Source organism: Pseudovibrio sp. FO-BEG1, from assembly GCF_000236645.1.
Lineage (GTDB): Bacteria > Pseudomonadota > Alphaproteobacteria > Rhizobiales > Stappiaceae > Pseudovibrio.
In genome coordinates, this window is record NC_016642.1 from 3,923,180 (window position 1) to 3,936,499 (window position 13,320).

The 13,320-nt window shown below is 53.1% G+C and carries 12 protein-coding genes; 5 read left to right on the forward strand and 7 right to left on the reverse strand.

Annotated elements, in window-relative coordinates; all coding sequences use genetic code 11:
* Positions 1-3: 3 nt before the first annotated feature.
* The gene (gene era / locus PSE_RS17585; RefSeq protein WP_008546420.1) at positions 4-966 is read left to right on the forward strand and encodes a GTPase Era; all 963 of its coding nucleotides are present in this window, start codon (positions 4-6) and stop codon (positions 964-966) included.
* A gap of 122 nt (positions 967-1,088) precedes the next feature.
* A complete protein-coding gene (recO, locus tag PSE_RS17590; RefSeq protein WP_014286084.1) occupies positions 1,089-1,850 on the forward strand; it encodes a DNA repair protein RecO in 762 nt (253 codons plus the stop codon).
* A 12-nt stretch (positions 1,851-1,862) separates the two neighbouring features.
* On the opposite strand, the gene PSE_RS17595 is transcribed toward recO, so the two are convergent.
* Complete coding sequence (locus PSE_RS17595; protein ID WP_014286085.1) at positions 1,863-2,180, reverse strand: hypothetical protein; 318 nt, start codon at positions 2,178-2,180, stop codon at positions 1,863-1,865.
* Positions 2,181-2,192: 12 nt separating this feature from the next.
* Complete coding sequence (locus PSE_RS17600; protein ID WP_148266166.1) at positions 2,193-2,531, reverse strand: hypothetical protein; 339 nt, start codon at positions 2,529-2,531, stop codon at positions 2,193-2,195.
* 291 nt (positions 2,532-2,822) lie between these two features.
* Here PSE_RS17600 and parC point away from each other — a divergent pair, with 291 nt between their 5' ends.
* On the forward strand, positions 2,823-5,075 hold the full coding sequence (gene parC, locus PSE_RS17605) for a DNA topoisomerase IV subunit A (RefSeq protein WP_014286087.1): 2,253 nt from the start codon (positions 2,823-2,825) through the stop codon (positions 5,073-5,075).
* 108 nt (positions 5,076-5,183) lie between these two features.
* Here parC and yjjX read toward each other — a convergent pair whose 3' ends face one another.
* The 4 genes from yjjX to dapA all read right to left on the reverse strand — a co-directional run bounded on the left by yjjX (position 5,184) and on the right by dapA (position 7,946).
* Positions 5,184-5,717, reverse strand: coding sequence for an inosine/xanthosine triphosphatase (gene yjjX / locus PSE_RS17610; protein ID WP_014286088.1), 534 nt, complete (start codon positions 5,715-5,717; stop codon positions 5,184-5,186).
* A gap of 118 nt (positions 5,718-5,835) precedes the next feature.
* Positions 5,836-6,393, reverse strand: a complete 558-nt coding sequence (gene pyrE / locus PSE_RS17615; protein WP_041768655.1) for an orotate phosphoribosyltransferase — start codon at positions 6,391-6,393, stop codon at positions 5,836-5,838.
* A 130-nt stretch (positions 6,394-6,523) separates the two neighbouring features.
* The gene (smpB, locus tag PSE_RS17620) at positions 6,524-7,000 is read right to left on the reverse strand and encodes an SsrA-binding protein SmpB (RefSeq protein WP_014286090.1); all 477 of its coding nucleotides are present in this window, start codon (positions 6,998-7,000) and stop codon (positions 6,524-6,526) included.
* Between the two features lie 67 nt (positions 7,001-7,067).
* A complete protein-coding gene (gene dapA / locus PSE_RS17625; RefSeq protein ID WP_008546810.1) occupies positions 7,068-7,946 on the reverse strand; it encodes a 4-hydroxy-tetrahydrodipicolinate synthase in 879 nt (292 codons plus the stop codon).
* Positions 7,947-8,258: 312 nt separating this feature from the next.
* Here dapA and PSE_RS17630 point away from each other — a divergent pair, with 312 nt between their 5' ends.
* Both PSE_RS17630 and PSE_RS17635 read left to right on the forward strand, forming a co-directional pair.
* Positions 8,259-10,556 (forward strand): transglycosylase SLT domain-containing protein, encoded by a 2,298-nt coding sequence (locus PSE_RS17630; protein ID WP_014286091.1) that lies wholly within the window; start codon positions 8,259-8,261, stop codon positions 10,554-10,556.
* A gap of 301 nt (positions 10,557-10,857) precedes the next feature.
* Entirely contained in the window at positions 10,858-11,763 is a 906-nt protein-coding gene (locus tag PSE_RS17635; RefSeq protein ID WP_051125994.1) for an alpha/beta fold hydrolase, read from the forward strand.
* A gap of 65 nt (positions 11,764-11,828) precedes the next feature.
* Here PSE_RS17635 and PSE_RS17640 read toward each other — a convergent pair whose 3' ends face one another.
* Positions 11,829-13,061, reverse strand: a complete 1,233-nt coding sequence (locus PSE_RS17640; protein ID WP_014286093.1) for a porin — start codon at positions 13,059-13,061, stop codon at positions 11,829-11,831.
* Between the last annotated feature and the right edge of the window lie 259 nt (positions 13,062-13,320).

A 13,320-nucleotide genomic window follows, 5' to 3' on the forward strand; every position in this document is an offset into this window, starting at 1 on the left:
TAAATGAACGACGAAAACAACAACAACGACGACCTGCCGGAAGGCTTCAACTTCGGCCTGGCGCCGGTCAACGAAAACTCACGCGCTGGCTTTGTCGCGTTGATTGGCGCGCCAAACGCGGGCAAGTCTACGCTGCTGAACCAGTTGGTTGGCACAAAAGTCTCAATCGTCACCCACAAGGTGCAGACAACCCGCGCAATCGTACGCGGCGTTGCTATTGAGGATGACAGCCAGGTTATCTTCGTTGACACCCCAGGCATCTTCCGTCCGAAACGCCGTCTCGACCGCGCAATGGTTGACACAGCTTGGGGCGGCGCAAAAGACGCTGACGTAGTGGCCGTACTCATCGATGCCAAGAAAGGCATCAATGAAGCAGTTGAGCGCATCCTGAATGAACTGGAGCACATCAAGCTTCCAAAAGTTCTGATCCTCAACAAGATCGACATCACCAAGCGCGAACAACTGCTGGAGCTGGCAGCAAAAGCCAACGAATACACCAAGTTCGATCAGACTTTCATGGTCTCCGCGATCAATGGCTCCGGCACCAAGGACATTCTGAAGTACTTCTCAGAGCAGATGCCAAAGGGTCCATGGCTCTACCCGGAAGATCAGGCCTCCGACATTCCTCTGCGGATGCTGGCAGCTGAGATCACCCGTGAAAAGCTCTACCTGCGCCTTCATGAGGAACTGCCGTACATCTCCACCGTCGAGACCGACAAGTGGGAAGACAAGAAGGATGGCTCCATCCGCATCGAGCAGACCATCTTTGTTGAGCGCGACAGTCAGAAGTCCATCGTGCTGGGTAAGAACGGTCAGACCATCAAGGCAATCTCCAAAGCAGCTCGCGAAGAGCTCACAGAAGCTTTCGAGACCAAGGTCCACCTCTTTGTGTTTGTGAAAGTGCGCGAGAACTGGTCAGACGACCCAGAGCGTTACCGCAACATGGGACTGGACTTCCCACACTAAAGTGTATCGCTGAAAAGTGGGAACCGGTTTTCAGACAAAGATACGCAAAAACAAAGGCTAAAGCAGTTCGTGTGCTTCAACGAAAATACGAACTGCTTTAACTTTTCACAGGCAAGTTCAAGATGCAGTGGCAAGCAGAAGGCATCGTCATTGGAACGCGCAAGCAGGGTGAAAACAACATCCTGCTTGAAGTCCTGACGCCTGACAGAGGCCGCTGCCTTGGTTTGGTGCGCGGCGGCAGATCACGCCGCCAGCAACCTGCCCTTCAACTGGGCAACCACCTCAATCTCACATGGCGCGCCAGACTGGATGAGCATCTGGGCTTCTTCACCGTTGAGCCCTTACAGCTCCGCGCGGCCCACCTTATGCAAACAGCCCGCGCCATTCACGGTCTGCAAAGCCTGTGCGCACAAATCCGTCTGTTGCCAGAGCGTGATCCGCATCCCAACCTTTTCCATGCGCTGGATGTCATCCTCGACCATCTGGAAGATCCGCAAATCGGCGCAGCACTTGTGCTTCGTTTTGAGCTCGAGTTGCTTAATAAACTTGGCTTCGGTCTGGACCTGACAGAATGCGCGGCCACCGGCGCAACTGACGAACTGATCTGGGTCTCTCCCAAATCCGGCAGAGCCGTCTGCAAAACCGCTGGCCAACCTTACGCCAACAAGCTTCTGACCCTGCCAGAGTTCCTGAAGGCTCCACAGGCACGCCTTTCACAAAACATCCAGATCTCAAAAGGCGATATGGAAGCCGGCTTCTCACTCACCGGATACTTCCTCTTCAAATACATCTACGAGCCACGCAGCATCCCCTGGCCACCAGCACGCGACAGCTACGTGACAGCACTCAAGAAAGACTTCGCCGAGCTCTCAGACATGAGCTGAGAAACCACTGCCTCAGTCTGACTGCGGTCCATTTCCACCCGGCAGAACAATTACCGGCCCAGTGCTATCCCCTCCCAGCGGAACATAACGCTTTTGAGGCGGCGGAACATAAGGGTGCTGATCTTCTGGTGGAGGCTGAAACCAGCTGCGAAGAACACCCGGCGCTTCAACAACGGAGTTCTGCTCTGCCCATTCTGTTTGGGCACTCTGCTGCGCCGAACCTTGAGGGACGGATTGCTCACTATCTGCGGCATGACTGCAAGCAGAAACAGCAACCACCCCAAACGCCATCACAAATCCCTTGACTGTAAGTGCCTGCATAAACTGCATCGGCTCTCCTCCCTACTTCTTCTTGGTTTTACCTTCAGGGATCACAAGAGTGGGGCTGTTGCTCTTACCACCCAGCGGAATACGGATTTCAGACTGAGCAGGCTCTTGCTTCTTGGCTGTCTGCTTTGGATCCTTCTTCGGATCAGTCGCAGCAGTTTTTGGATCTGCCTTGGTGGTCTTCGTGGTGGCCTTCGACTTGTCCGCATCAGTCTTTTTGTCAGACTTTGGGAACTCCAACTTGATCTGCGGAGAAGACTTGCCGGAACCAGCCAAAACCTCAGGTACAACCAAAAGGCTGCCCGCAAATGCCACAGTGGCGAACACGGAAAGTATTTTCTTATAATTCAACACCTTATCTCCCTGCCAATAACAATATCCTGCCATTTCCTAGGTTTAGGGTAGCCGAGCAAATATCAGGCAGACTTAAACCGGCGCTGCAAATTCGAGCATTGGTCGAAACCAGTTGTTACCGCTGCTATTTGCGGTTGATTAGGGAGGGCTACGTATTCATCACACTGAGTCGCAAAACACATGCCCATTACACAGGACTAAACCTTGAAAAAGCGCTGTTTTCTGAGGATTTCATAGGCAGAACGGTGCGTTAGCATGGACAGAACAAGCCAAGAACGATAACCAAGTGTCATGGGACAGGAAGTGATTGGCCAGGATGGCCCGGAAACAATCAATCTTAAAGATGCACTGGAAGAGCGCTACCTCAGCTACGCTCTGACAACCATCATGCATCGCGCACTGCCAGATGTACGCGATGGCCTGAAGCCAGTGCACCGTCGTATTCTTTACGGCATGCGCCTTTTGAAGCTCGATCCTAATCAGGGTTTCAAGAAGTGTGCGCGTGTTGTCGGTGACGTCATGGGTAAATACCACCCGCATGGTGATGCCGCCATTTACGACGCTCTTGTCCGCCTCGCGCAGGATTTCTCCGTGCGCTATCCGATGGTGGACGGTCAGGGCAACTTCGGCAACATCGACGGCGATAGCGCCGCTGCGATGCGTTACACCGAAGCACGCATGACCGATGTGGCCACCCGCATTCTGGATGGCCTCAACGAGAACGCTGTCGACTTCCGCGAAACCTATGACGGTCTGGACTCTGAACCGGTTGTTCTGCCGGGCAGCTTCCCGAACCTGCTCGCCAACGGTTCCACAGGCATCGCGGTAGGTATGGCAACCTCCATCCCGCCACACAACGTGCACGAGCTGTGCAACGCCTGTCAGCATCTGATTTCAAAGCCGGATGCTGAAGTGGAAGAGTTGCTGGAGTTCATCAAAGGCCCGGACTTCCCGACTGGCGGCACCATCGTCAACGACCAAGGCTCCATTCTGGAGGCTTACAAAACTGGCCGCGGCAGTTTCCGCACCCGCGCCAAATGGCACAAGGAAGAAGGCGCCCGCGGCACCTACAACATTGTTGTCACCGAAATTCCTTATCTCGTTCAGAAGTCCCGCCTGATCGAGAAAATCGCTGAACTCCTCATGGCGCGCAAACTGCCGCTGTTGGATGACATTCGCGATGAATCTGCTGAAGACGTGCGCGTGGTTCTGGTTCCGCGTAATAAGAACGTAGACCCTGAACTGCTCATGGCCTCCCTGTTCAAGCTGACGGACCTGGAAAACCGGTTCTCGCTGAACATGAACGTCCTGTCCAAAGGCGTCGTGCCAAAGGTCATGAGCCTCAAGGACGTTCTGCAGGAGTGGCTTGAGCACCAGAAAGAAGTTCTGGTTCGCCGTTCAAACCACAGACTGGACCAGATCAACCACCGTCTTGAGGTTCTGGAAGGCTATCTGGTTGCTTACCTGAACATCGACGAAGTGATCCGCATCATCCGTGAAGAAGATGATGCCAAGGCCTCGCTGATCAAAGCCTTCGACCTGACAGAAGTTCAGGCCGAAGCGATCCTGAACATGCGCCTGCGCTCCTTGCGCAAGCTTGAAGAGTTCGAGATCAAGAAAGAACACGACAAGCTCTCCAAAGAGAAAGCTGGTCTGGAAGCTCTCCTCGCTTCCGACAAGAAGCAGTGGAACCGCGTTTCCAAACAGGTCGGCGAGATCGGCAAGGCTTACGGCCCTGAAACCGAAATCGGCGCCCGTCGCACAGACTTCGGCACAGCTGATGATCGTGATCTGGAAGAGATCAATCAGGCCATGATCGAGAAAGAACCAATCACGGTTGTTATCTCCGAAAAAGGCTGGATCAGAACGCTGAAGGGCCATGTACAGGACGTGACCAACCTTGCCTTCAAGCAAGGCGACCAGCTGCTCCTGTCCTTCCATGCAGAGACGACCAGCAAGATCCTGATCTTCACCAGTGGCGGCAAGTTCTACACCCTTGGCGCAGATAAGCTGCCAGGTGGTCGCGGCCATGGTGAACCGATCCGCCTGATGCTGGATATGGACGAGACGCAGGAAATCGTCAGCGCCTTCGTACATGACCCAGAACGCAAGCTCCTCATGTGCACTGACGGAGCATATGGCTTTGTGGTTCAGGAAAAGGATGTGATTGCCAACACCCGCAAAGGGAAGCAGGTCCTCAACGTAACAGCTCCTGCAAAAGCTGTTCTATGCGTACCGGCTATTGGAGACTATGTTGCTGTCATCGGCCACAACAGAAAACTCCTCACCTTCCCGCTTGCCCAGATCGCAGTCATGACGCGTGGTCGCGGTGTGCGCCTGCAGCGCTACAGAGACGGTGGCATTTCCGACATCAAGACCTTCGATTCCGAAGAAGGCCTGACATGGACAGATGCATCCGGTCGCATCTTCAAGCGCACCCTGGAAGAAATGCAGGACTGGCGCGGAGACCGCGGCCAAGCCGGACGCCTGCCACCAAATGGCTTCCCAAGAACCAACAAATTCGATGGAAGTTCAACAAGTTAACGCAAAATTCGGAATCAAACTCTTCGTAGTTTTGCAACCACCTACAAAAACAGAGCCTAAATGGCTCTGTTTTTCGTTTCAGGTGAATCATAGTCTCAGCAACACCGGCTAAGTGACTCTAAACGCAGGAGATCTGAACGGCAGCAGCGCGCAAAACAGTGTATCGACATAAACGGACTGCCGGGTCAACCGATCTCGCGTCAGCAAACCAAAAGCACCGCCTTTGTGCTTGATGTTCTCCGTACCAAAAATCTCATCAATCGCATGCCCCAGCTCCACACCAGAGCGTACCAGCTGCATCACTTTATCTGGCAGCGGAAGCAGCATGGAGCGACTTGCTGAGACCTGCCCTTCACGGGAGATCACAACCATCCAAGCAAAGGTGTAGGCAATGCCGTGCAGCTCACAAATGCCGCCTTCCAGCCCCACACCAAAGTCCGCATCGGCTTCTGCCTCCAGCGCATTTTCCGCACGCTGAACAGCACCCTGACGCGTCTCCTCATCACTCATCGGCTGGTCAGCAACGCCAGATGGCACACTGGCAGAAACCAGATCAATCTCATCTGCAGGGAACTGAGCCCTGAACGCCTCAAGCGTCGCATTCACCTTGACCGGATTTTGAGAGGCAACAACAACTTTCATTAAAACACTCCAGAACAATCAGAGTTCTCTGCCTACACTTTGGGCAACCAGAAACAGACCTCAACACACGCACATGCAAGGGCAAAATCACACCTGACCTATCTCACTGACGCTCCATTCACCTCGCCTGATCTCCAAACGGCGCCTCAAGGTCGCTTCGAGTGAAAACAGGATAGACAGGCAGCTCAGGCGCAGCATGGATTGCCGGAGCCACTTCACCGCGCCAGATTGCACAAATAACGGCCCGAACATCTGCCCCTTCTTGCTTAGCTAACTGCAAAGCATCAGCAACAGCCCCACCAGTAGAGATAACATCTTCAACGAAGACCACCTTTCGCCCGGTCAGATCCTGCCCTTCGATCGCACGGCATGTACCGTAAGATTTAGGCTCTTTTCGAACAAACGCTGCAGGAAGACCAGTTTCCAGAGACAGCGCAGTAACAAGCGGGACGCCTCCAAGCTCAAGGCCAGCGATGATTTCCGTATCTGACGGAAGCAACGCGCTCATGGCTTGTGCGAGTGGTCGCAAAATATGGGGAAGTCCTTCGAAGCTGTATTTATCGAAGTAACGATCAGAAACCTGCCCGGAACGAAGTACAAACTCACCTTCGAGTGTTGCAACTTCCGCAATTTGCCGCGCCAGATCGGGCAACAACAACTTCGTTTCACTAGACATCCGCTCCACCTCCAAGTTCAGTTGCCCCTTCTTAAAAGGAATGCAACTTTCCGGCAAGTTTTCGCAGCAGTCTTAATCGAGCAGGTGTAGGGAAAGGAGCTGGAGCATCACCAGCAAAACTTGAGATGCTCTAGCCGTTTTTCATCAGACGTTGCTTTTCGCGGTTCCAGTCCCGCGTCTTTTCAGTCTGGCGTTTATCGTGGGCTTTTTTACCCCGCGCCAGCGCAACTTCCATTTTCGCCCGTCCATCTTCATTGAAGTAGATCTTCAACGGTACGATGGTCTTGCCTTCCTTCTGAACAGCAGCAAACAGCTTGTTCAGTTCCCGGCGATGCATCAGCAGTTTACGTGGACGGCGAGGCTCGTGGTTAAACCGGTTACCCTGCGTGTATTCAGGGATGTAGATGTTATAGACCATCATCTCACCCTGATATTCAGCGGCATAGCTTTCGGCGATGTTGCTTTTGCCTTGGCGAAGAGACTTAACTTCAGTCCCCTTCAGCTCAATGCCAGCCTCAAACACATCTTCAATTTCGTAGTTAAAACGGGCCTTCCGGTTATCCGCAACAACCTTGCGCCCGGGAACGCCACCTTTTTTGGCAGCCATTTCTTTTCCTTATTTCATTCAATAAAAGCCTCCGCGCACACTCCTATAAGGTGCGCGGAGCAATAGCTTAGTTGATCAGGCCTGCATGAACCATAGCCTTGCGAATGCTATCCTGAGTTTCTTCAGTTACCTGAACCAGTGGCAAGCGCAGCTCGTTCTCCATTTTACCAAGCAGAGACAGAGCATACTTTGGACCAGCTGGGTTCGGCTCAATGAAGAGAGCCTGATGCAGCGGTGCAAGACGATCCTGAATAGACAGCGCAGTCGCGTAATCACCCGCCAGGCAAGCTTCCTGGAACTGAGAGCACAATGCAGGCGCAATGTTCGCAGTCACAGAGATGCAGCCATTACCACCATGAGCGTTAAAGCCAAGCGCCGTGATGTCTTCACCAGAAAGCTGGATGAAGTCCTTACCACACAGATGGCGCTGCTCGGAGGCGCGCGCAAGGTTCGCTGTCGCATCTTTCACGCCAACAATATTGTCCACTTCATGGAACAACTCAGCCATGGTCTGGCTTTCCATATCAATAATGGAACGACCTGGAATGTTGTAAATGAAGATCGGCAGATCAACAGACGCAGCAATCGCTTTGAAATGCGCTTTCAAACCAGCCTGATTTGGCTTGTTGTAGTATGGCGTAACAGACAAAATCGCATCCGCGCCCACTTCTTGAGCGTGCTGCGCAAATTCAATTGCCTCAACCGGGTTGTTGGAACCAGCGCCTGCCATAACAGGAACGCGGCCTGCAGAAACCTCAACTGCCATCTGGATGACACGCTTGTGCTCATCAAAAGAAAGTGTTGGGCTTTCACCGGTTGTTCCCACGGGCACCAACCCGTGGGTGCCCTGTTTTATCTGCCAATCCACGAATTCCCGGAAGGCCTTCTCATCCACTTTGCCATCCTTGAAAGGTGTGACAAGTGCTGGAATTGATCCTCTAAACATCTCAGGTTCCTCGTTGGATTACATATATACAGAGCAAAATTTGCCAGTGCCCTCAAAGGGGTGGCATACAATAATGTGATCTAGCCTATCTCGGCAACATCACCAAGAGTTTCTCTTATAAGATTCGGGAATTTTTTTGTGCTCATATTTAGGCCAGTTTCACAGGTGAGTATTACGGGCCCTTCGGCAAAACATTAAACAGATATTTACCCTGTTTGTGGCAAGCAGAATGAGGGACTTTTTGGGAATTAAACCGTCCGGTGCGTTTTTGCCGGATTAACAGCACTCAGGTGAGACGGGCCGACGAGTAGTATGCGTATCCGTGAGTTTCTTTTAGTATCGACACGTGTTAGTGCGATTGCCATTGCCACGACATTTTCCGCATCGGCATTTTCTGCTGTATCCTCTTTGAATCACAGCGCAATTCCAGCTCCGAACCCTGCAAAGGTTGTGCGCACTGCCGGCCTGAGCACGCAGCATGCTGCTGTGCAGAGCGGATCACGTGCTGCCACACCGCGCTCCAAGCCACCCGTGATCGGCAAGGGCTATGCAGGCGGAACGAACAACACTCAACTGTCCAGTTATGCCCCGGCAGCACCTGCTGCCAATGACCCGGCACAGGTTTCAGGCCGCCCATCCAGCCCGCAAAATGCGCTGGAAGCGACCGCCGCGCTGACAAGTTCTTATCCACAGGGATTGAGCACAGCTCAAGCAACAGGGTCCGTTGAACCACTCAAAACAGTGCTCCAGCACGTCAAAGCCGGACGTCTGAATGAAGCACTGCGCGCCCGCAATGCATTGCCGAACAATCTTGACCGCCGTCTGGCAGATTGGTTCATCATGCTGCGCGGTGGCCCGCAAACCCCCGTCACTCACATCGCTCAGTTCGCAGCAGACGCCCCGCATTGGCCAACAGCCAAAGTCGTGCGCGCGCGCGGTGAAGCCGCCCTCGCCGCATCCACTCTGACACCGGATCAGATCATCGCGGCATTCGGCTCTACTGTGCCCGAAACCAATGACGGCAAACTGGCGCTGGCAAAAGCGCATCTGGCCAAAGGCAATCGCAATGAAGCCGCCAAGCTCATTCGCCCGCTTTGGCAAACCACAGCATTTGAAACAGAAGACGAAGCTGCCATCCGCAGGGCATTTGGCAGCCTGCTTCGTCAGAAAGATCACCGCCTAAGAGCAGAAATGCTTCTATATCGTGACAGAGCAAAAGGCGCTGAACGCCTGCTTTCTGAACTCTCACGCGATGAACAGACATATATAAAGGCACGCATCGCCAGCATCCGCAAAAACGGCAATGCACTCAGCAAGTTAAAGAGCGTTCCGCGCTCTATGAAATCGGACAGCAACTACCAGTTTGCGTTGATCCAGCACTACCGCTTGCAAGGTGACTACAACACCGCGGCCAAGCTGATGGAAGCAGCTCCAACCGACCCAAAGGTGCTGCTGAAGGGCGACAGCTGGTGGAAACAACGCCGCGACATTTCCCGAGAGATGATCGAAGCAAGACAACCACGCCGCGCCTATAACATCGCCGCCAATCACGCTGCGGAATCTCCGGACATGATTGTTGAGGCCGAGTTCCACGCCGGTTGGTTCGCACTGCGCTATGTGGGCGATCCACGTCTTGCTGAACCTCACTTCAAACGCATCGCGAAGCTAGGCAAAACCTCCCAGACGCTTTCCCGTGCCTATTACTGGCTGGGTCGTACCCGCGAAGCATTGAAGGACACTGAAGGCGCTATCTCCTATTACCAGCAGGCCGGTGCTTTCCAGACCTCCTATTACGGACAGCTGGCCCTCGCCAAGCTCGGCATCAACCAGATGCCACTGGCATCCCTGCCGGAAGTGACAGCAGCAGACCAGAGCGCATTCAACAGCAACGAGCTCGTCCAGGCGATCAAACGACTGGATGAAGCCGGACTGCACAATGATACACTGTTGTTTTATACACACTTGGCGCGCACACTTCCGACCAACGGTCAAATCCGGCTCCTTACAGAGCTTGCGGAGTCCCGGGGCGTCTATCAGTGGGCCACCATGGTTGGCCGTCTGGCACAGGCTGAACGCGTGGAAGCTGCACCGCTGGCTTACCCAACCAACGCAATTCCGCGCAAAACACGCATCACAAAAGGTGTAGAAAAACCAGTCGTTTACGCGATCGCTCGACAAGAGAGCTCATTTAACCCAAAAGCGCGCAGCAGTGCAGGCGCATTGGGATTACTTCAGCTCATGCCGGGGACAGCACGTGACACCGCACGCAATCTCGGCGTCTCCTACAAGAAGTCACGCCTGACCTCTGATCCAGCCTACAACGCCACACTCGGCGCTGCATTCCTGGGTGAACTCGTGGAAGAGTTTGGCGGTTCCTACATCCTCACCTTCGCTGCTTACAACGCAGGCAAAAACAAGGTGAAGGAGTGGATTGAACGCTTCGGTGATCCTCGCGACCCAAAAGTCGACCCAATTGATTGGGTTGAATCAATCCCTTATGGCGAAACACGAAATTATGTCCAGCGTATTACAGAAAACCTGCAGGTCTATCGCTACAAGCTTGAAAACAAGCCATTGACCATCACGCAGGACCTCACACGCGGGTACTAATCGCTTTCTTAAGCACTAATTTTTCAAAGAAGCCCGGCAATTATGTCGGGCTTTTTTGCATCTGAAACCGAACATCAACCTTTACCAAGCGAATGCCCATCTCCCCCTCAACTTTGACAAGACAGGCGAACAAACCTGCCCTATGGTGAGGATAATCACCCAGCGAGTCATCAGGCACCTGTTACAAAGCGTAGTCACGACAAGCGCCTGAACAACACTTTTGAGCAACAGTCAGAAGCCGGGGAACAAACCGGACCGCTCTGCTTTCGCTGGAAACGCAGAAGCATTTCGGGAGGATTTTATGCTTCAAGCCTCTGATTACATTAATGTTGATCTTCAGAACCTGACAGGCACAACCCGCTTCACCTGGAAAGCCAGCGACGGCCTCACGCTCTCCGCAAACATCTGGGAACCAGACAATCCCCGCGACCCAACCGTCCTCTGCCTACCCGGCCTCACGAGAAACACCAGAGATTTCTTCCACTTGGCAAACTTCTTGAAAGAAAACGGCCTACGCGTTATCGCCATGGATTACCGCGGCCGCGGTCATTCGGATTACTCTGAAGACTACGAAAGCTACAGCCTTGAACAGGAAGCGGATGACATCGACCGCGGCATCGAAGCGCTCGGCCTCACCCAGTTTACCCTGGTCGGAACCTCCCGCGGTGGCCTTCATTCCTTCTCGATGGCACAACGCCATCCAGAGCGCCTTTTATCAGTCATTATCAACGACATAGGTCCAATCATCGAGCCACCTGCGCTTGATGATATTGTCACCGCTGTCGGCACAATCATGTCACAGCCAAGTATGAAAATCGCAGCAGAGCGCCTGGCAGCCATTCACGGTGCAACCTTCACCGCCATGTCTGACGAAGATTGGATAACCTTTGCCAATCAATTATATACCCCTTTTTCAGAGGGCGTAACTCTTCGCTACGACAAACGCTTGGGCGATACAATCCGCGGAGAACACAAGGCCGCCCCGGAAGAAGACCTCTGGCCTTCCTTCAACGCTATGAAGCCCATTCCACACCTTCTGCTCCACGGCGAAAACTCACGTCTTCTTTCAACAAACACCGTAGAGATGATGCAGCAACACCATGAAAACATGGAGCTTTTGACAGTGCCCAACCAAGGTCATGCACCACTGCTGTGGGACAACCTCAGTCAGGATCGCATCCTGAGCTTCATTCTCAAACACGCCTAAGCACACAAAAAAGAGGAGTTGGATCATTCAATCCAACTCCCAAGTTCTTCAAGAAACTCTGTATTTTAGAAAGTCGTTTGGACCCTGAAGAGCGCACTCGCCTCATCAAAATCCTTCTCATCATCAGGAGACGTTCTGGAGTACCCGAGGTCCACACCCATCTCCATGCCGGCAACCGGTGACCAGACCAGATCCCAATCTAACGCAAACCGATCAAAGTCCGGAAGCGCCGCACCCGTCGGCGTATCAACTACCGCATAGCTTGCATCAAAATCAGTTCTCACTTCCGGCGTCACATAGTGCGTAAACCCACCTGAGAAGGACAGCGCCTCAGCCTTCCGCGTATCTCCATTGATGTAATAGGCGTCAAAAACTTCATCGTCATCAATTCCTACGTAAGATACGGCACCATTTGCATATTGGAACTGCAAAGCCATAGCATCCTGACCACCCAGTTGCGGCAGGTTAATAATAGCCCCTGCCCCCATGGCCCAACCGATATCACCGGGAACATATGCAGCTTCTGGACGTATATTCGTTACAGCAGCTGCAAGCTTGGCACTGCCCCAATCACCATCCATCCGGAACGCCGCAATCGCATCCGGCGCCTTGTTACCAGCCTTACCATTCTCACTCGCAACACCCGTAAACACACCATGCGCACGATAAACCGGGTCTTCGATGGAAACGGTCACAGACACACCGCCATCAAACACTTCGGTATAAGCCGCAGCCCATGAGTTGGTATCAGACCAGTCCCGATGCACCGCACCAAACGTTGCTCCAGTGAAGAAGTCAAACAGAGAGCCCGTCCGCCCAATCGTGAAACCACCAAACTGAATGTACGCCTTGTTCAAATCCATTTCCGGAGACTCTCCATACCGTTCAGTATCGGAGTCCACGGTGGCACGAAGCTCAGAAAACGTACGAACAAAGCCAAACTCGGTCTCGGATCGCGCATCCATACGGATGTAAGACCGAGCCCGGAAGCGCATAGAGTTCAGATCACGCCCCTTAGGACCATCATCAACCACCCCACCCCAGTTATTGGGCTTTTTCGGGAACCGACGATACTGCGCATCTGTGCGTACCCGCCCACTCAATCGCAGGCATGTTTGTGTTCCTGGAATAAAGAAAAAGCCCTCCCCGTAAGCATCACAAACCTGAACATAGTCCAGCGGCTCTACCAGATTGAGCGGCTCAGGCTCAGCTTCAAAAACAGGTTTAGGCAAGTCAGTCGCCTGTGCTGCTACTCCGAATGACAGCAAGACCGGCAGGAATATTAGCTTCTTCGTCATGGTATCGAACCTCCATCCGTCACTCGGAGTAGTCGAACACCCACAAATGCGCCGCTTTTAATCGGCTGCAATGACTACCCCTGTGCAACTAGACAATTACGCCAAGGTTCAATTTTCGCAATTACTATAGATTGGGCAGGATTTTCTCACCCAATCGAAACGAGCAAAGGATTTAACTGAGCAAAATAGTGCGGATTAAGAGATCACCCAATTGGATTACTCATTGAGAACTTAAGTACCACGCACAAATGGGAAAGCC